We start from the raw sequence: 17,766 nt of genomic DNA, 5'->3' as shown, positions 1-17,766 counted from the left end.
AACCTGTTGACATCGGTCGCAACGCTACGGGATATTGACGCCCCCACCCGGATCGTATAGGAAAGGTGGCGGATGCCAGCCATCCTTCACCCATCGGGGAACCGCCCGCCATCGCTCCGCTTCGATCAGTTGGAGCTCCCATGAGCATGCTCGACGTCCTACTCGATTCGCCATCGGGCCCACAAGGACCAAAGGACCTCTCGACTGCCTGAAGCCCCATCACGTCGCGGCGTACTCGTGACGCCGGTCCGCAGGTCAGCCCCTGCGACAGCCGGCAACACGCCTGAACAACCCAGCAATTGCTCGGCGAAGCACACAGCAGGGCTCCAAAAGTCCCCACCCCCCAGAAAGCAGGCAAGAGGATGCGGTATCCCAAGCGGATAGGACGACTGTCCGTTTCCACTCGAAAGGTGCAGCTGGCGACGGTGGCCATGTTGGTGGCCACGACCATGGCGGCTTGCGGCGGCCAGGACGACGGCGCGGCGAGCGCCCCCAAGGCGCCGGCGGACATCCCGGAGCTCACCAAGGACCCGCTGACCCTCAGCTTCATCTGGTTCGAGTGGCCCCCCGCCAAAGCTCTGGAAGACTTCGCGAACGCGGAGTACACCAAGGAGCGGTCGAACGTGACCATCAAGGTCAACACCGTGCCGAACGCGAACTGGCACGACGCGATGTTCACCCAGTTCGCAGCGAACAAGACCGACTTCGACATCCCGATCCTGGACTCGCAGCACATCGGTGAGGCCGTGACGAACGGCAACATCCTCGACATCACCGACTTCGTCAAGAAGAACATCGACGTCAACGCCTACAACCCGTACCTCCTGGCGGCCTACGGCCAGTACCCCCAGGCGGAGACCGGGCAGCGCGACGAGAACGCCAGCCTGTACGGCCTGCCGCTGCTCGGCGACACCTGGACGATGATCTACCGCAAGGACCTGATCGGCGACAAGCCGCCGCAGACCTGGGACGAGATGATCGCAGCCGCCGAGAAGTGCCAGACGGACAACCCCGGCGTCAGCGGGCTGGCTTTCCACCAGGCCAACGGCTCGGACGCCGCGGCCGTGACCTACAACACGGTCAACGGCGTCTACGGCGGCAAACTCTGGGACTCCAAGGCGCGCAAGATCGAGGGCGTCATCAACGACGCCGCGGGCCAGGAGGCGATGGACGTCCTGGTCAACAAGATGAAGCCGCTGACCGCCGCGGGCTCCGGCAACTGGTTCATCGACGAGGTGAACGCGGCGGTCGCCCAGGGCAAGGCATGCATCGCGTTCAACTGGATCGCCGCGAGCGGCGGCCTGCTCGACCCGAAGGAGTCGACGCTCGGCACCACGCGGGAGGAGATCCTCGAGAAGCTGGGCTTCGCCACCCTGCCGAAGCAGAAGACGGACCTGGTGCCGCTCGGCGGCATGGGGATGCACGTGTCGGCCTACTCCTCCCCGGAGAAGCAGGCGGAGGCCCTGAACTTCATGAAGTGGTTCGAGCAGGCTGACATCCAGAAGAAGTGGGCGGCCGCCGGTGGTGTGCCCGCGCGTACGGACGCCCTGGCCTCGCCCGAGTTCCTCAACGCCGGGCCGTTCAACCAGGTGTACGCCGACTCGGTCACCCGGATGCGGGACATGTGGAACGTGCCTGAGTACGCGCGCCTCATCGACATCGAGAACACCAACGTGAACGCGGCTCTCAACGGCGCGAAGAACCCGAAGGACGCGCTCAACGACATCGCCAAGGAGCAGCAGGGCGTGCTCGACTCCGCCGGCCGCAAGGGCGGCGGCGGACTGTGAGTGACCCCGTCTCTCTGACGACGGACCACCCGGTGCAGGAGGCGTCGCAGACGCCTCCTGCACCGGGGCGGTCCCGCCACCTGAGCGACCGCTGGCTCACGGTGGCCTTCATCTCCCCCGCGCTGCTGCTGTTGCTCGCGATGTCGGTGTTCCCGCTGCTGTGGGCGTTGTACCTGTCGTTCACCGACTACTCGGCCACCCGCGGGGGGGCCGCCACTTTCGTCTGGTTCGAGAACTTCACCGCCATCCTGACGTCGGCGCAGGTCCACCTGAGGGCCTTCACGACGTTGATCTACGTGGTCGGCGCGGTCACCCTGCAGACCGTGCTCGGTTTCTCCATCGCCTACCTGATCTCACGGCGCACGCACGGGCGAGGACTGCTGACCACGCTGTTCCTGATTCCGATGATGCTGTCGCCGGTCGTGGTCGGGCTGTTCTGGCGATTCATGCTCGACGCGCAGTTCGGCGTGATCAACAGCATGCTCGGCTCGCTCGGCCTGGGGCAGGTGGAGTGGCTCACCCGGCAGAACACGGCATTGATCTCCCTGATCGTGGTCGACACCTGGCAGTGGACGCCGTTCATCATGCTCATCGCACTCGCGGGCCTTACCGCGGTCCCCAAGTACCTGTACGAGGCCGCCTCGATCGACCGGGCGTCCGAGTGGTTCCGGTTCCGCACCATCACTCTTCCGCTGGTGTGGCCGCTGCTCCTCATCGCCGTGCTGTTCAGGGCCATCGAGGCCTTCCGGCTGTTCGACCTCGTCTACATCCTCACCAGCGGAGGTCCGGGGGTCTCCACCGAGACGTTGTCGTTCCACGTCTACAAGGTCGCGTTCCTGGGCTTCAACACCGGAACCGCCTCGGCGTACGGGATTCTCATGGTCCTCGTCGTCATCGTCCTCGCGCAGCTCTACATGCGCTACCTGAACAAGCTCAAGGAGGACTGATGGCCGTCTCCGTCGACGAGGCCGTGTCCCCAGGTCCTGTCCAGGATCACCGGCCCCCAGGGCGCCGCTTCGGCGGCCGGGGACGCGCCGTGCTGGAGATCGCGTTGCTGGCCGTGCTGGCCGCCGTGATGCTCTTCCCGGTGCTGTGGATGATCGAGACGTCCATCAAGGAGAACCGGGACGTCTACGCCATCCCGGCCAAGTTCTTCAACTTCACGGTCACTTTGGACCATTTCAAGGACGTCTTCGTCGCCTCCGGTGGCGGTCCCTCGACCTTGTCCGGCGCGTTCCTCAACTCCGTCGTGGTCGCCGGGGTCTCCACGGTGCTGGCCACCGTGCTGGGGGTCCCGGCGGCCTGGGCCTACTCACGCTTCGCCGTGAAGGCCAAGAAGGACCAGCTGTTCTTCATCCTGTCCACCCGGTTCATGCCGCCCGTGGTGGTCGTGATCCCGATCTTCCTCATGTACCGCCAAGTCGGACTCTTCGACACCAAGCTCGGCCTGATCCTCATCTACACCGCGTTCAACGTCCCGTTCACGATCTGGATGATGAAGGGGTTCGTCGACGAGGTGCCCGCGGAGTACGAGGATGCCGCCATGCTCGACGGTTACACCCGCCTGCAGGCGTTCTGGAAATTCACCCTTCCCCTGCTCCTGCCCGGCATCGCCGCGACGGCGGTCTTCGCCCTCATCTTCTCGTGGAACGAGTTCGTGTTCGCCATCTTCCTCACCTCCAGCGACGCCGTGCGGACGGCCCCACCCGCCATCGCCGGCCTCATCGGCGGAACCACTGTGGACTGGGGTCTCGTGGCCGCCGCCTCCATAGTGTTCGCCCTACCGGTGCTCGTCTTCGCCTACCTGGTGCGCAAGCACCTCGTCGCCGGTGTGACGCTCGGGGCGGTGCGACGCTGATGGCGGGCATCGAGGTGACCGCGCTGCACAAGCGCTACCCGGACGGGACGGTCGCGGTCGAGCACGTGGACCTGTCCATCGCCGACGGCGAGCTGTTCGTGATGCTCGGCCCTTCGGGCTGCGGCAAGACGACCACGCTGCGGGCCATAGCCGGCCTGGAGAGGCAGACGACGGGCGACATCCGCATCGGCGACACGCTGGTCAACGACCTGCCGCCCGCCGAGCGCGACATCGCCATGGTGTTCCAGTTCTACGCTCTCTACCCCCATCTGAGAACCCGCGACAACCTGGCGTTCCCCCTGCGGGCCGAGGGACTGCCCAAGCAGGAGGTGCAGGAGCGGGTCGACGAGGCCGCCCGGCTGATGCGGCTCGGTCCGCTCATGGACCGGCGACCGCACCGGCTGTCCGGCGGGGAGCAGCAGCGCGTCGCGCTCGCTCGCGCCCTGGTGCGACGACCGCGCGCGTTCCTCATGGACGAACCCCTCACCAACCTGGACGCAGAGCTGAGGGCGGACATGCGCACGGAGATCAAGCACCTCCAAGGGGAGCTGGGGACGACGATGGTCTACGTCACCCACGACCAGGTCGAGGCGATGTCGCTCGGTCACAGAATCGCCATCCTCAACAAGGGCCGCGTCGAGCAGATCGGCACACCGCTGGAGGTCTACGACCGTCCGGCGAGTCTCTTCTGCGCCGCGTTCATCGGCTCCCCGCCGATGAACCTGATCGAGGTGGAGCTGGCCGACGGGCAACTGCGCAGCAAGAGCGGACTGGCCCTCGCGCCACCGCCGAACCTGCCACGCGACCGTTCCCTGGTCGCGGGCGTCCGGCCGGAGGCGCTGGAAGTCACGGAACCAGGGGCGGAACGTTCGGTCCCGGCCCGCGTGCTCTCGGCGGAGTGGTTGGGCGACGAGATCATCTACGTGGTCGATTACGGCGACCGGCGCGACGTACGGGTTCGGATGCCACTGACCGTCCGTTTCGCTGCCGACGCGCCGGTCGGGCTGCGGCACACCGGCGGGCCCCCGCCCGTCTACGACGCGAGCACGGAAGAGCTGGTGGCCTGATGGGAACCGTGGCAGTACACGGGCTGTCCAAGTCCTTCGGTAAAGTCCAGGCCCTCGACGGGGTGACGCTGGACGTGCCGGACGGCTCGTTCTTCGTCGTGTTGGGGCCCTCCGGGGCAGGCAAGACGACGACCCTGCGAGCGATCGCCGGCCTTGAGAAGCTCGACGCCGGGTCGGTGCACCTGGACGGTAGAGACGCGACCGGTGACACCCCGGCCGCACGCGACCTGGCCATGGTCTTCCAGAGCTACGCCCTCTACCCGCGACTCACGGCGTACGAGAACATCGCCTCGCCACTGCGGGCACGCCGCTGCTCTTCCAGCGAGATCGCCGCCGCCGTCGAGAAGATGTCGAGCCTGTTGCACATCGAACGCCTGCTGCAGCGTCGTCCCGCGCAGATGTCGGGCGGTGAGATGCAGCGTGTCGCCCTGGCCCGGGCACTGGTCCGTCGCCCGCGCGCGTTCCTCATGGACGAGCCGCTGACCAACCTCGACCTCAAGCTCCGCGTCGAGATGCGCACCGAGCTCACCCGCATCCACCGGAGCCTCGGGGGAACCTTCATCTACGTGACCAACGACCAGGTCGAGGCCCTGTCCATGGCCGACCAGGTCGCGGTCCTCAAGGAGGGGAAGGTGCAGCAGGTCGGAACGCCGACCGAGGTGTACGAGCGTCCGGCCAACCAGTGGGTCGCAGGCTTCGTCGGGAGCCCGGCGATCAGCCTGCTCGCCTGCCACGCCGAGGGAGATCGTCTGGTCGGGGCGGAAGGCTGGACGCTGCCGCGGCCCCGCTGGACCACGGCTGAGGACGGTCGTCCGCTGCTGCTGGGCCTGCGCGCGGAGGACCTGTCCGTCGAGCAGCGTGGGAGCGCGTCGTTGCCGGGTGAGCTCTACGGCCTTGAGCCGCTCGGTGACCGGACGGTGGTCGACGTCCGGGTGGGGACGGAGATGCTCAAGATCAAGGCACGCCCCACCGTCACCGGCACGCCGGGCGAGCGGCTGCTTGTCACGGTCGACCTGGACCGTGCGCACCTGTTCGATGCCGGCACCGGGCTGGCGCTGTCCGAGGCCGGGAGGTAACCGCGCGGGGCGGCGACGTCGACATGCGTCCGCACGTGGCAATCGAGCCTCGGCGGACCGTCACCGGCGAGCACGGCCTGACGACGCCGAAGCGGCCATGGCCCCAGAAGGCGATCGGTGGCGCGGGGCATCGCCCCGCGGCCAGGGCCGAGGTCACGTTCGACCCGCTCGGCAACCTCGACCCCGACCAGGTCATGTGACCCGTTCGTCAACGCGTGTGGCGCGATCGCCGAGGTCACGCCGGACATCACCAAGAACATCACAGGAGGCGACGCAATGAGTGACCCGATGAACGTCCTGGCCCCCGAGCACCGGCGGCTCCGGATCGGCGACGCCTGGCGCGACGCCGCCGGCGGAGCCACCTTTGCCGTCGAGGACCCGGCCACCGGCAAGACCATCGCCGAGGTGGCGGACGCCGACGTCGTCGACGGGCTCGCCGCTCTGGACGCGGCGAGCAAGGCAATGACGGAGTGGGCGGCGACCCCGCCGCGAAAACGGTCGGAATTGCTGACCGCGACGTACCGGGCACTGACCGAGCGATCCGAGGAGGTCGCCCGGCTGATAACGCTCGAGATGGGCAAGCCGCTCGCCGAGGCTCGGGGAGAGGTGGCCTACGGCGCCGAGTTCTTCCGTTGGTTCGCCGAGGAGGCGGTGCGCGTCGAGGGGCGCTACAACACCGCTCCCGCTGGTGGATATCGCATCCTCACCGTGCCGAAGCCGGTCGGACCGTGCGTCTTCGTGACGCCCTGGAACTTTCCGTTGGCCATGGGGGCCCGCAAAATCGCTCCTGCGCTGGCGGCGGGCTGCACGACGATCACCAAGCCGGCAGCCCAGACGCCACTCACCATGCTGTTCCTGGCCCGCATCATGGAGGAGGTCGGCGTTCCCCCGGGCGTCGTCAACGTCGTGACGACCAAGCGTTCCGGTGAGGTGGTCTCAGCACTGCTGGCCGACCGCCGGACCCGCAAGCTTTCGTTCACCGGGTCGACCGAGGTCGGGCGCGTGCTGCTACGACAGGCGGCGGACAACGTGCTGCGCACCTCCATGGAACTGGGCGGCAACGCGGCCTTGATCGTGTGTGCCGACGCGGACCTGGACGTCGCGCTCGACGGTGCCATGGTGGCCAAGATGCGCAACATCGGGGAGTCCTGCATCGCGGCCAACCGGATCTACGTCGAGGAGCCGGTGCGCGAGGAGTTCACGGCGCGCTTCGCCGAGCGGATGGCCGCGCTCTCGGTGGGCCATGGTCTCGACGACGGCGTGAACGTCGGGGCGTTGATCGACGAGCCCTCGGTCACCAAGATCGACGAGCTCGTCGCCGACGCGGTCGATCGCGGCGCCCGTGTCCTGGTGGGCGGCGAGCGTCCGGAGGGGCCGGGCCACTTCTACCCGCCTACGGTCCTCGTCGACGTGCCCGAAGACGCACAGATACTGGAGGCGGAAATCTTCGGCCCGGTGGCGCCGATCATCTCGTTCACATCCGACGACGAGGTGATGGCGAAGGCCAACGACACCGAGCACGGCCTGGCCGGATACGTCTTCACCCGTGACCTCCAGCGGGCGCTCCGGTTCGCCGAGGGGCTGGAGACGGGGATGATCGGCGTCAACCGTGGCCTGATCTCGGACCCGTCGGCTCCGTTCGGAGGCGTGAAGCAGTCCGGGATCGGCAAGGAGGGGTCGCACGAGGGCATCTTTGAGTACCTCGACGTCACCTACGCGGCGATCGACCTACCGTGACCGGCCTGCTGCTCCGGGTGCCGGCCGAGGATCACCGCGCCCTGTGCACACATGACCTGACCGGCCTCCACCCGTGGGGCGGGACCCGGGCCACGGTCGGCACAACTCCGCCGGCACCCGGGGACACCGTCGACTCCGCCGATGTGCGCGCCACAGACGCGGCCGCGGCGGTGGATGGGGCGATCAGCCCTTTCGGCGGTCCCAAGGGCCACGCCCTCGGGCTCATGATCGGGGTGCTGGTCGCGACCTTGACTCGTACCGCCCTTGGCGACGATGTCCGCGGGACCCTCGACCCGGCTGACCCGCCCACTGAGGGCGACGTCCTCATCGCGATGGACCCGAGGGCGCCCGGGCACGACCGGGTCCGGGCGCCCGGCGCGCGCCTGCGCCACCCGGCAGCCGACCTTGCCGACGCCGTCCCGGTCTCGCAGGTGACCTGCACGTCCGCCCAGCAAATCACCGCCGACGTTCCAGAGAGGCACTGACATGCTTGAGACCGTCCGCGGACCACGCCAGCTGATAGTGGGCGAAGGGGTCGCGCAGAACATCCCACGAGTGGTGACCGAGTGTGGCTCGCGAGTCCTCATCGTGACCGACCGGGTTCTTCTGGGGCAGCCGGGCGTGGCCGAGATCGTGGCCGCCGTGCGGGAGAAGGTCGAAGTCGTCGGGGTGTTCGCCGACGCGACTCCGGACGTGCCACTCACCGATGTCGCCCTGGCCGTCTCGGTCGCCGCAGAGGTGGACGCCGACGTAATCCTCGCCATCGGGGGTGGCACGGTGATCGACCTCGCCAAAATCGTCGGCGTCATCCGGTGCCACGGTGGGACGCCGCGCGACTTCTACGGCGAGTCGAGGGTGCCGGGGCCGACGATTCCTCTCGTCGCGGTCCCGACGACGTCAGGCACCGGCTCCGAGCTCACGCCCGTCTCGGTGTTGACCGACCCGGACCGCGAGCTGAAGGTGGGGGTCTCCAGCGTCCACATCGTGCCCGACTTCGCCATCGTCGACCCCGAGCTCACCTACACCTGCCCTGCGACCGTCACTGCCCACTCCGGCATCGACGCGTTTTGTCACGCGGTGGAGAGCTACACCGCGCGACCCCGGGCCCACGGACCACGCGACCTGGTGGAGCAGGTCTTCCTCGGCCGCAACCCGATCACCGATCACTACGCGCTCCTGGCCGCGGAGCGGATCGCCCGCAGCTTGCCCCGTGTCGTCAGGGACGGAGGCGACAAGGACGCGCGCGCGGACATGTCCTATGGGTCCATGCTGGCCGGGCTCGCGTTTTCCCACGCGGGCAACGCGGCTCCGCACGCCCTCCAGTACCCCATCGGCGCAGCCACCCACACACCGCACGGCCTGGGCGTCGGGCTGCTGCTGCCCTACGCGCTGGACGCGGCCAGGGACGCCATCGGCGACCGGCTGGCCATCCTCGCCAGGGTGTGCGGGCTCGACGTGACCGACGCCTCGGATGCCGAGGCCGCAGATACGTTCCTCACCTGGCTCGACGGGCTCCTTGCCGACATCGGCATCCCCGCCACCTTGGCGGACATCGGCGTGGCACGCGCCGACCTCCCGCGCTTCGCGGAGATGGCCAGTGGCGTCACCCGCTTGATCCAGAACCATCCAGGCCCGACCGACACCGCCAGCCTGACCGCGATCCTCGAAGCGGCCTGGATCGGGGACCGGACCCGACACGTCCTGACTCCGGAGCAGAGATAGTGACGGGCCTTTCACATGACGACGAGTTCCCTGCCCCACCCTGGGTATCGGAATTGTCGGTCACGCCTTAATAGGAGCCGAGACGCCCATTCCCAGGCCTGGCGCACGGCTGCGCGCCCACCAGGCCAGCCACAACCCCACCGGCCCACCTCGCTCCACGCGGTGACATAACGTCATCGTTCCACTGCGGATGGATCGACACGAGTGAACAACCGAATCGTGATCGCATCTGCTCTCGGTCCCGACCAGGCCGGCCACTACCCCAAGATCATTTCACTACCCGCCCAACAGGTGGCCGGCGCTTCGGGCCTCGTCGCCCGTCTGCCAGGATGGGCCCCTGCGCGTCAAACCAGGGTGTCGCGCACGCGCAACGGCCGGTACCCCGTAGGTCCGAGCCGGGCCGGCTCGCTTTCGATGTCGACCTCGATGGAACCGAAGAAGTTGATGTTCTTGCTGTGTGCCGGGGAGATGTGCTCCAGGACCTCATCATCGATGCGCCGCCCGGCCTCGCGCATCGACTCCACCGCCAGGCCGTAGTAGGGGTCCCGGTAGCAATCGCGGAAAATCCAACGGATATGGGTTTGACCTGCATGGATAGAGCTTGGCCTGCCGTCCCGTGATCATGTTTCTCAAGGAGTCTCAGCAGGTCAGCAGCAACATCGTTGGTTTCACCGCCATTACTACCGGGTCCCTTTCACGCCTACCCAAGATCCACAAGTGGGGCCAGAATGCGCGCGCATGGGGCCAGTTGTCGCTGGTCAGATCACCCTGACCATAGGTCGTGGCGGTCCCTCGTTTGCGGTGCGGCCGGGGCTTGGTGAGTCCCGGCCGCTGTGCTGTGGTCGTTGGTGGGTCAGGTGGTCCGCTGGGGGTTGGTCAGCAGGTAGCGAGGATGATGGAGATGACGTGGCAGGTCTTGGTGGCGGTGTCGTTGGCGGTGTCGTTGGCGGTGTTGGGGTCGGTGGGGGCGCTGGTGGCGCGGACGGCGGTGACGGTCACGTGGCCGAGGGAGAGCAGATGGAGGGGGACGCGGAAGGTCTTGCAGGAGCTGAAGGAGGACCCGGGGCCGCTGCAGTTGGAGACGCTGCTGGCGAAGATCGTGAAGCTGGAACGGGTCAAGGCGATCGGTCTGCGGACCGCGTTGTTCGAGGAGGTCTCGGAGAAGGTCGTGGCGGGCCGGCGGGCCCGGGCGATGAAGATGTACCTGTCCGATTTCGAGGCGGCGGACCGCCGGTGCGCCTCACCCTGCTGGCCGCGTTGTGCCAGGTGCGGCAGGCGGAGCTGATCGACGGGCTGGTGGAGCCGCTGATCCAGCTCGTGCACAAGATCAGCGTGCGGGCGGAGAAGAAGATCATGGGAGAGCTCGACGCCGAGTTCCGGCGGGTGCAGGGCAAGAACGGGATCTTGGTGAAGCTCGCCACGGCGGCGCTGGAACTACCGGAGGAGATCGTCCGCAAGGCCCTGTATCCGGTGGTCGGTGAGCGGACGCTGGAAGACATCATCGCCGAGGCCAAGGCGAACGAGAAGGAGCTACGGACAACGTGTCGGCTATGTCAATCGGTCGTGCTGGCGTGCACGGCGATGATTCGCCAGCCGTGCGTCTCGCCGTAGAGCCAAGTACGGGTGTAGCGCATCCTGGCCGCGAACGGCGTACCGGAGACGGTCCCTTCGACGGTGCCGAGAAACCACGTCACCCCGGTGTGTCCATCGGCGAGCACGGTCAGCTCCTCCTCGGCCACCTTCGTCATCACCTGCGTCCGAGTGCGGTGCAGCTCCAGGTCGTCCGCCTTGGTCGCAACGTTCGCACCGAAGGTAAAGATCAGCCGATCATCCAGCAGCCGATCCAGCGCCTCGGCATCTCCAGCGAGCTGCGCGGCCTGGAGTCGGCGCTCGGCGTCCCGCAAGTCCTCCATCATGAGGTCCACCCTCCCAGCCAGCGCCGTATCCGCGCCAGGACGTTCACGCTCGGCTGATCTTTGCAGTCCGATCCAGGGACTCCGATCGTCGGTGAGTGGGTGTCGGGTTTAGAAGGCTTCCCGACAGGCCGTTGAAGTGGTGCGCGGCGGCCCGGAAAAACAGACCGTCGCGAGTTCACGTCTTCTGTGATTCGCGACGGTCGAGGATTGAAGAGACACCCTAAGAGTGTCAGCGGAGAGCGGCTTCGAGCGCGTCCGGCAGAGCAGTGTTGGTGATGACCAGTTCGCCGCCCAGGTTGAGGATGCGCACCTCGCCGTGATCGAGTCCGAGTCGGTGGCCGATCTCGGTCTCGATCCGGTGGTCGATGATGCGGTGACCTGCCTGATCGGCTCGACCGGCACCGGAGCCGAAAGCGTCTCGGTGAGCCTGGCCTGCCTGACCCTCGGCCCAGGACCGGCCACCACCGAAACCGTCACCTGGACCGATGCCACCGGCGGCACCAGCACCATCGCCTGGAACGTGTGCCCATCCTGGTCACCGCCACCGGCACCGTCACCGCAGGCCGCTACCTCGGCGACGCCGCCACCCGCGTCACCAGCGGCATCAGCTACTACACCAGCCTGCCCGGCTGCCTGCTCGGCCACCGCCCCCATCTCCTCGGCCACCGGCCTCGTCGACAGCCTCCTGCTCACCGGCTGAACGGGCTCCGGTGTCGGGGTGCTGCGTTAGGACGGGCCGGGGAAACCCACTGGAAATAATGCCGGCAGAGTGCCCGGGCCCAACTCAACATGGCACGTCCGCTGTGAGTTTGGCCCACGATCGTAGCCAGCGCCTCGCACAAGACTGGTGTGCTGTCCTAGGTCGTCAACCCCCTTCACCAGAGGTGGCGGCCTGCCGTTAACGGCTGAGGCCACCAGCCCCTAAGCGCGCTTGATCACGGGCCTAAGCCATCTCGATGCCCGCCGTCTCGCGGCGTTGATCGCCTCCACCGAGACGGCCGGGATCTGGACGATCCAGTCGGACGTCTTCCCCGAGAACACCGCCAGCCTGGCCCTGCACATCAAGGCCGGGTCCCGGGTGATCGGCACCCGGGAACGGATCGGCCGCCACCACGGCCGCTGGCGCGACGTCGTGCTGATCGAGCGCCGCAGCCCGGCCATCTCCTGACCGCCGAACGTGGGTGGCGCCCAGGTCCCAGCCCGCTCACTCCGACCATGCACGCCGGGCCCGGCATCCGCTCCCCGCCCAGCCAGGTCGTCATCGCCACCGTGTGCATGATGCCCGAGGAGCGCACCCGCAGGTTCGAGCCGTCAGCGCGGGCGGCCCGCGCAGCGGCTGGAGCCCGGCCGTCGTCGGCGGGTCCACCCCCATGGCCTCTTGTCGCACCTCAGCAGAGGCATAACCATGTGCCGAACAGGCCCGCGCGCAGGCCGGGCTCTGCGCGTCCGTACTGCGCCCTGCCACCGGCGCCACGGCAGTGAAGACAGTGCCCTCCCGCCCCAAGGACCACGGCAGCACCGGCAACGACGCCGCCATTTGGGGTCTTCTCGGAGCTGGTTTGGGTCATTTCACCAGTTGCGCGGCAGGACGCAGCCATGGATAGTGACTTTAAGTGATCGCAAGAATCGCATAAGTGACCGTTGAGTGCCCCCAGTGCCAGTCCCGTCGTTGACCAGAGCGGCGGCGTCGCGTCGTTTTCGATCCCGCTGCTGTTGCCCAGAGCGTCGCGTTGAGCGGCTCGACGCCGACCCACCCAAGAAAGGACCCCATGACCCCCCTGACCACCCCGGTCTCCAGCCTCACCGCGACCGAGATCGAGCAGACCGTCGCCCTGGTACGCGAGGCCGGCCTGGCCGGCGAGAGCGTCCGCTTCGTCTACATCGGCCTACTCGAACCACACAAACAGCAGGTACTCGCCTTCCAGATCGGCACCGGGCCAAGACCCGACCGCCAGGCGCGGGTACTGCTGCTCGACACCACGACCGGCGACGCCCGAGACGTCAGCGTCGACCTCACCGCCGGCGCGGTCGCCACGATCGTCGATGTCGACGGCTCCCGCGGCGCGATGCCGATCATGGCCGAAGAGTTCATGTCGGTCGAGGGAATCCTCGCCCAGGAACCGGCCTGGGTCGAGGCGCTGGCCAGGCGTGACCTGACCACCGAGCAGGTCAGATGCGCGCCGCTGTCAGCCGGCACCTTCGGTCTGCCCGGCGAGGAGGGCAGGCGGATCATCCGGGTGCTCTGCTTCGCCACGCTCGACCCCGACGCCCACGTCTGGGCACACCCGGTGGACGGGCTGAGCGCCTACGTCGACCTGATCGAGAAGAAGGCGACCGAGGTCATCGACATCGGTATCTTCCCGCTGCCGCAGGAGCCGAGCACGTTCCACCTGCCGCAGGGGCGCCCGGCACCGTTGGAGACCCTGAAACCCATCGAGATCACCCAGCCAGACGGGCCGTCGTTCCAGGTCCAGGGCGACCGGATCACCTGGGCGAACTGGTCTTTGCACTTCGGCTTCGACGCCCGCGAAGGCTTGGTGCTCCACCATGTGGCCTACACCGACCCCGACCACGACGGCGAGCTGCGGCCGGTCATCTACCGCGCCTCCATCGCCGAGATGGTCGTGCCCTACGGCGACCCGGCGCCGGTCCGCTTCTGGCAGAACTACTTCGACGCCGGCGAATACCTCTTCGGCCGGTATGCGAACTCGCTCACCCACGGCTGCGACTGTCTCGGCGAGATCCACTACGTCGACGTCGACCTGGCCGACGAGCTCGGCAACGTGCAGCAGATCCCCAACGCGATCTGCCTGCACGAGGAGGACTACGGCACGCTCTGGAAGCACACCGACATCTACACCCCCAACTCGGCCGAGGTCCGCCGCCAGCGCCGCCTGGTGATCTCCTTCTTCACCACGGTCGGCAACTACGACTACGGCTTTTTCTGGTACCTCTACCTCGACGGCAGGATCGAGTGCGAGGCCAAGCTCACCGGCATCCTGTTCACCACGGCCTACCGCGGGCTACGAGAGTGGCCCTACGCCAGCGAGGTAGCCCCAGGCCTGGGCGCCCCGTTCCACCAGCACCTGTTCAGCGCCCGCCTCGACATGATGGTCGATGGCGTCTGCAACGCGGTCGACGAGGTCGACGCGGCCCGGGTACCGCTCTCATCGGAAAACCCGTACGGCAACGCCTTCAGCTACACCCGGACCCGGATCGCCAGCGAGGCCCAGGGGGTACGCAGCGCGGACGCCTCGGTCGGGCGGACCTGGCACATCGTGAGCACCGAGCGCACCAACCGGCTCGGCCAGCCGACCGGCTACGTCCTGCGCACCGAGCAGAACCCGACCCTGCTGGCCGACCACTCCTCCTCAATCGCCGCCCGGGCGGCGTTCACCACCCGAGAACTGTGGATCACCCGCTACGCGTCCGAAGAGCGATATCCGGCCGGCGAGTTCGTCAACCAGAATCCGGGCGGCGACGGCCTACCGGCGTACGTCGCGGGCGACCGCCCCCTGGACGGTGAAGACATCGTGCTGTGGCACACCTTCGGCGTGACCCACTTCCCGCGACCCGAGGACTGGCCGGTGATGCCGGTCGACCATGCCAGATTCTCGTTGACGCCCTATGGGTTCTTCGACCGCAATCCCACACTGAACGTGCCCGCCGACACGGCCAGGCACCACGGCGGCCCCTGTCACCACGGCGCCTGAGAGGCGCAGACGGAGCAGGTGGTGGTCGGGCGGATTCCGAGGTTTCCCCGTTTCAAGGGCGAGGGACGGTTCGACAGCGTCGAGTGGCCGAAAGACGGTGACGGTTGTCGGTGGGACTCCCAGCCCGAACACCCCACCGCCACCTACGTCCGCCTTCAGGGCGTCGGCCACGTCCGTGTCCACCGGCACCGGTCGGTGCGTGGCACCGTCAAGACGATCGGTGTGAAGCGGGAGGGCTCGCGCTGGTACGTTGTGCTGTCGTGTGACGACGTTCCCGCCGAGGCGCTGCCCGCCATCGGCGCATCCGTCGGGATCGACCTGGGCGTGGCCTGGCTGGTCACCACTTCCGATGGTGAGCACCTGGCCAACCCGCGCCACCTGGCCGCGTCCGCCGAGCGCCTCGCCGCCGTCCAGCGCGACCTCGCCCGCAAGAAACGCGGCTCCATACGGCGTCGCAAAGCGGTGGCCCGCGTCGCGGCCCTGCATGCCACGGTCCGCCGCCAACGCCTGGACGGCGTGCACAAGGTGGCCCTCGCGCTGGTCGGCGGCTACGACGTGATCGTGCACGAGGACCTGCGGATCGCGAACCTGACCCGCTCGGCGTCCGGCACGCTCGAAGCGCCGGGCAACTGTGTCCCGGCTCAATGAAGGTGGCACGGCCAAGAGGTTTCGGGCTGGACGCGTGCCACTTTCACTGAGCCAGAACAGTCAGTAGGCGCACTGGACGACGACGTCGTCGAGTTCGGCGCGTGGGGAGAACTGGTGGTTGAAGGCCTTTGCCACAGTCAGTCGCAGCACGACATCGGAGCGCTGCGCGGTCCAGCTCACCGTGTGCAAGCGCCAGCCTGGGTCCACCGTCTGGTCCACCGGTACCGTCTTCAGGGCGATGTAGGTCCAGTCTGCCGGGTTGATGACCTCCAGGTTGAAGGTTGCCGCGGCGTTGCGCAGGTCCAGCCAGACGCCTGCGGTACAGCGGGCGCCGGGGTGGGCGGGCACCGGGGTGAGGAAGATGGTCCGGCCGATCGCACACCACCCGCCGGTGTTGCTGACGCGCAAACCGGCCATGCCGGTGCCAGTACGGGGCGAGGCGATCCCGACGCTCTGGAAGTACGGGGTGTCGCAGTCGCCCTGGTCGGTGAACGTCCACCGGGCGGCCGGGTTCGACGCCGGTTCGAAGCCGTCGGAGAGCTGCCAGATGCCCGCAGACGCGGGCTCGGCCGGGACGAGGACTGCTGCGAGGGCGATGACCGCTGCCATCAGCGTGCGTGGGAGTGCTGAGCGCATAACCAAGCTCCTTGTCAGACCTGAGACGACAACACTGTCATTCTGAGGGCCGTTAGAGACTTGTCCGTAGTTTCCAGACTAAAAACAACGCTAAGACGGTGACTCATTTGGCGAGTCGGCGGTAGCAGATAAGGGCTGCGGCTGGAGTTGACCCGGTTTGGTGAACTCCTTCTTCTGGGAACCAGGGTTCCTCAGAGATCAGGTGTCCACCAAACCGGGTCAACTCCACAACTCCAACAGATAGTCCAACCGGTAAGTCCGGTCCCCGACTGTCACCGGGTACTGCCCGCTCACATGGCGCGCGATTCCCGCCGTGGCGGCGGCGCTCAATACCCACTTGACGAAAGCGTTCTCCAGATACGACTCGCCGGACACCATGTCCATAAGCCGGGCGCCGCTCACCGGGCCTCCTCGTTCAACGCGGTGACCTTTTCTCCGGCTTCTCGTTTTAATAGGTGGCACCGAAACGCTGCATCCGTCGGCTCACACTGAGCGCATCACGCAACGCGCCTTCAGTATGCAGCGGGTTGATCCAGGTCATGACACCGGTGATGCGGAAATAGCCCTGCGAGGGATCGGCGTCGTTGATCAGTATGGCCTGCGACACCGCCTCGATCAGGCTGAGATCTAACTGAGCGAACACCTCCACGAAATGCTGCCCGGCGGGAGCAGCGCGGCGACGTGACCAGAGCTGTTCGACGGCGTTCTGCAGCAGGAAGTGATGGTCGGACGCGCTACCGTGTCCAGGCGTAGCCGGTGAACCACGTTGCTGCCGGGCCGGGCGCCTTCGGCCTTGCCTCCGGTGTCCACGTAGTAGCTGTGCGCGTTGCTGCCCAGGCGCGGGAGCGTCCAGTCGCTCAGGTTGTCGTCAAGTTTGATGGTGGAGATGAAGAGCATGAGCGTCCGCTGCGACATCCGCTTCGTTCCATCGGGCAGCGGTGGCAGTTCGACGCCGTCGGAGACGGTGATCTCAATCTGGAACCTGGCGGAGTAGCGGTCGTGCGGGTAGGCGGCCATGGAGCCCGTGAGCGGCACCTTGAAATCCGGCAGCGGCGCGAACACGGCGTACATGTCGCGCAAGCGGATCTGAGTGGAAACCGTCTGCGTGGTGATGCCCGACCTGGCGACGCCAGTGGCGCCCGACCAGACTCTCATCGTCCCGAGAGCCTCTTCGTCCACGTCGGGTAGCCGCAGATGCAGGTCCGCGCTGACGGTCACCTGACGTGCGCGCAGGTCGATGTCGCGAACGCTCAAGAAAACTATGCCGTCAGAGGACAACTGCGCGTCGATCTGGCTGTTAGGCCCGCCCAGCTCGTCGCCGCTTCTCATCGGGAAAGCGGCCCAGATGGCTAAGAGAAAGACGGCTAAGGCCACTAGTGCGAGCGTCACGCGCACTGATCACTCCGCTGAGGTCTGCGGCTCATTCGAATTGGGGTGGTCGGCGATCAGGTACGCCTTGTCGACCAGCGTGAGCCAGGCCGGGTTGCGCCGCCATGCATCGGAACGGGGGACCCTCTCTGTCAGACTCCTGCGAGACACGGACATATGAGTCCTTTTGATGTGAAGCAGGGCGAGACAGGACGATCAAGCAGTGACGATGACCTTC

Annotated in this window: 21 protein-coding genes; 14 read left to right on the top strand and 7 right to left on the bottom strand. The window is 67.2% G+C overall.

The annotated features are described in order from the left end of the window. Positions 1-410 precede the first annotated feature (410 nt). From ACIBH4_RS38570 to ACIBH4_RS38530, 9 genes are all read left to right on the top strand, one after another. Positions 411-1,787 (top strand): extracellular solute-binding protein, encoded by a 1,377-nt coding sequence (locus ACIBH4_RS38570; RefSeq protein ID WP_362520277.1) that lies wholly within the window; start codon positions 411-413, stop codon positions 1,785-1,787. Beyond that, complete coding sequence (locus ACIBH4_RS38565) at positions 1,784-2,734, top strand: sugar ABC transporter permease (RefSeq protein WP_362520274.1); 951 nt, start codon at positions 1,784-1,786, stop codon at positions 2,732-2,734. The genes ACIBH4_RS38570 and ACIBH4_RS38565 overlap by 4 nt, the downstream gene beginning before the upstream one ends. Further along, on the top strand, positions 2,734-3,645 hold the full coding sequence (locus ACIBH4_RS38560; protein WP_362520272.1) for a carbohydrate ABC transporter permease: 912 nt from the start codon (positions 2,734-2,736) through the stop codon (positions 3,643-3,645). Before ACIBH4_RS38565 ends, ACIBH4_RS38560 begins: the two co-directional genes overlap by 1 nt. Further along, positions 3,645-4,712 (top strand): ABC transporter ATP-binding protein, encoded by a 1,068-nt coding sequence (locus ACIBH4_RS38555; RefSeq protein WP_362520269.1) that lies wholly within the window; start codon positions 3,645-3,647, stop codon positions 4,710-4,712. The genes ACIBH4_RS38560 and ACIBH4_RS38555 overlap by 1 nt, the downstream gene beginning before the upstream one ends. Next, complete coding sequence (locus ACIBH4_RS38550; protein ID WP_362520266.1) at positions 4,712-5,788, top strand: ABC transporter ATP-binding protein; 1,077 nt, start codon at positions 4,712-4,714, stop codon at positions 5,786-5,788. The genes ACIBH4_RS38555 and ACIBH4_RS38550 overlap by 1 nt, the downstream gene beginning before the upstream one ends. 35 nt (positions 5,789-5,823) lie before the next feature. Beyond that, complete coding sequence (locus tag ACIBH4_RS38545) at positions 5,824-5,988, top strand: hypothetical protein (RefSeq protein ID WP_362769890.1); 165 nt, start codon at positions 5,824-5,826, stop codon at positions 5,986-5,988. 76 nt (positions 5,989-6,064) lie between these two features. After that, positions 6,065-7,525: an NAD-dependent succinate-semialdehyde dehydrogenase gene (locus tag ACIBH4_RS38540; protein WP_362769888.1), complete on the top strand. Its 1,461-nt coding sequence runs from the start codon at positions 6,065-6,067 to the stop codon at positions 7,523-7,525. Then, on the top strand, positions 7,522-8,010 hold the full coding sequence (locus ACIBH4_RS38535; protein ID WP_362769886.1) for an Ldh family oxidoreductase: 489 nt from the start codon (positions 7,522-7,524) through the stop codon (positions 8,008-8,010). The genes ACIBH4_RS38540 and ACIBH4_RS38535 overlap by 4 nt, the downstream gene beginning before the upstream one ends. Before the next feature lies 1 nt (position 8,011). Further along, a complete protein-coding gene (locus ACIBH4_RS38530; RefSeq protein WP_362520254.1) occupies positions 8,012-9,247 on the top strand; it encodes an iron-containing alcohol dehydrogenase in 1,236 nt (411 codons plus the stop codon). A 344-nt stretch (positions 9,248-9,591) separates the two neighbouring features. Here the strand turns inward: ACIBH4_RS38530 and ACIBH4_RS38525 are convergent, their stop codons facing one another. After that, a complete protein-coding gene (locus tag ACIBH4_RS38525) occupies positions 9,592-9,771 on the bottom strand; it encodes a hypothetical protein (protein WP_362520251.1) in 180 nt (59 codons plus the stop codon). Positions 9,772-10,123: 352 nt separating this feature from the next. Further along, the gene (locus tag ACIBH4_RS38520; protein ID WP_362769884.1) at positions 10,124-10,366 is read right to left on the bottom strand and encodes a hypothetical protein; all 243 of its coding nucleotides are present in this window, start codon (positions 10,364-10,366) and stop codon (positions 10,124-10,126) included. Positions 10,367-10,480: 114 nt separating this feature from the next. Here ACIBH4_RS38520 and ACIBH4_RS38515 point away from each other — a divergent pair, with 114 nt between their 5' ends. Beyond that, on the top strand, positions 10,481-10,858 hold the full coding sequence (locus ACIBH4_RS38515; RefSeq protein ID WP_362769882.1) for a hypothetical protein: 378 nt from the start codon (positions 10,481-10,483) through the stop codon (positions 10,856-10,858). Here ACIBH4_RS38515 and ACIBH4_RS38510 read toward each other — a convergent pair. Then, positions 10,801-11,163, bottom strand: coding sequence for a nuclear transport factor 2 family protein (locus ACIBH4_RS38510; protein ID WP_362520240.1), 363 nt, complete (start codon positions 11,161-11,163; stop codon positions 10,801-10,803). The two genes, ACIBH4_RS38515 and ACIBH4_RS38510, sit on opposite strands and share 58 nt — an antisense overlap. Before the next feature lie 226 nt (positions 11,164-11,389). Between ACIBH4_RS38510 and ACIBH4_RS38505 the strand changes: the two genes are divergently transcribed. The 4 genes from ACIBH4_RS38505 to ACIBH4_RS38490 all read left to right on the top strand — a co-directional run bounded on the left by ACIBH4_RS38505 (position 11,390) and on the right by ACIBH4_RS38490 (position 15,524). After that, the gene (locus ACIBH4_RS38505; protein WP_362769880.1) at positions 11,390-11,863 is read left to right on the top strand and encodes a hypothetical protein; all 474 of its coding nucleotides are present in this window, start codon (positions 11,390-11,392) and stop codon (positions 11,861-11,863) included. 231 nt (positions 11,864-12,094) lie between these two features. Next, positions 12,095-12,331: a hypothetical protein gene (locus ACIBH4_RS38500; protein WP_362769878.1), complete on the top strand. Its 237-nt coding sequence runs from the start codon at positions 12,095-12,097 to the stop codon at positions 12,329-12,331. A gap of 601 nt (positions 12,332-12,932) precedes the next feature. Continuing rightward, complete coding sequence (locus ACIBH4_RS38495; RefSeq protein ID WP_362520231.1) at positions 12,933-14,876, top strand: primary-amine oxidase; 1,944 nt, start codon at positions 12,933-12,935, stop codon at positions 14,874-14,876. Positions 14,877-14,897: 21 nt separating this feature from the next. Beyond that, complete coding sequence (locus ACIBH4_RS38490) at positions 14,898-15,524, top strand: transposase (RefSeq protein ID WP_362520228.1); 627 nt, start codon at positions 14,898-14,900, stop codon at positions 15,522-15,524. Positions 15,525-15,584: 60 nt separating this feature from the next. Here ACIBH4_RS38490 and ACIBH4_RS38485 read toward each other — a convergent pair whose 3' ends face one another. From ACIBH4_RS38485 to ACIBH4_RS38470, 4 genes are all read right to left on the bottom strand, one after another. Beyond that, a complete protein-coding gene (locus ACIBH4_RS38485) occupies positions 15,585-16,160 on the bottom strand; it encodes a hypothetical protein (RefSeq protein ID WP_362520225.1) in 576 nt (191 codons plus the stop codon). 219 nt (positions 16,161-16,379) lie between these two features. Further along, positions 16,380-16,562: a hypothetical protein gene (locus ACIBH4_RS38480; protein WP_362520222.1), complete on the bottom strand. Its 183-nt coding sequence runs from the start codon at positions 16,560-16,562 to the stop codon at positions 16,380-16,382. A gap of 46 nt (positions 16,563-16,608) precedes the next feature. Further along, on the bottom strand, positions 16,609-16,809 hold the full coding sequence (locus tag ACIBH4_RS38475; RefSeq protein ID WP_362520219.1) for a hypothetical protein: 201 nt from the start codon (positions 16,807-16,809) through the stop codon (positions 16,609-16,611). Beyond that, a complete protein-coding gene (locus ACIBH4_RS38470; RefSeq protein WP_362520216.1) occupies positions 16,788-17,555 on the bottom strand; it encodes a hypothetical protein in 768 nt (255 codons plus the stop codon). The genes ACIBH4_RS38475 and ACIBH4_RS38470 overlap by 22 nt, the downstream gene beginning before the upstream one ends. Positions 17,556-17,766: the final 211 nt, after the last annotated feature.

Origin of the sequence: Streptosporangium sp. NPDC050284 (assembly GCF_044459525.1) — a bacterium.
In the GTDB taxonomy this organism is placed as follows: Bacteria; Actinomycetota; Actinomycetes; order Streptosporangiales; family Streptosporangiaceae; genus Streptosporangium.
This window is presented reverse-complemented; position numbering and strand designations above follow the sequence as displayed.

What these genes read in the sequence shown, in the direction of transcription:
- ACIBH4_RS38560 (WP_362520272.1), top strand. Translation starts at nt 2,734, where the DNA reads ATGGCCGTCTCCGTCGACGAGGCCGTGTCCCCAGGTCCTGTCCAGGAT.
- ACIBH4_RS38555 (WP_362520269.1), top strand. Translation starts at nt 3,645, where the DNA reads ATGGCGGGCATCGAGGTGACCGCGCTGCACAAGCGCTACCCGGACGGG.
- ACIBH4_RS38550 (WP_362520266.1), top strand. Translation starts at nt 4,712, where the DNA reads ATGGGAACCGTGGCAGTACACGGGCTGTCCAAGTCCTTCGGTAAAGTC.
- ACIBH4_RS38540 (WP_362769888.1), top strand. Translation starts at nt 6,065, where the DNA reads ATGAGTGACCCGATGAACGTCCTGGCCCCCGAGCACCGGCGGCTCCGG.
- ACIBH4_RS38530 (WP_362520254.1), top strand. Translation starts at nt 8,012, where the DNA reads ATGCTTGAGACCGTCCGCGGACCACGCCAGCTGATAGTGGGCGAAGGG.
- ACIBH4_RS38510 (WP_362520240.1), bottom strand. Translation starts at nt 11,163, where the DNA reads ATGATGGAGGACTTGCGGGACGCCGAGCGCCGACTCCAGGCCGCGCAG.
- ACIBH4_RS38495 (WP_362520231.1), top strand. Translation starts at nt 12,933, where the DNA reads ATGACCCCCCTGACCACCCCGGTCTCCAGCCTCACCGCGACCGAGATC.
- ACIBH4_RS38485 (WP_362520225.1), bottom strand. Translation starts at nt 16,160, where the DNA reads ATGCGCTCAGCACTCCCACGCACGCTGATGGCAGCGGTCATCGCCCTC.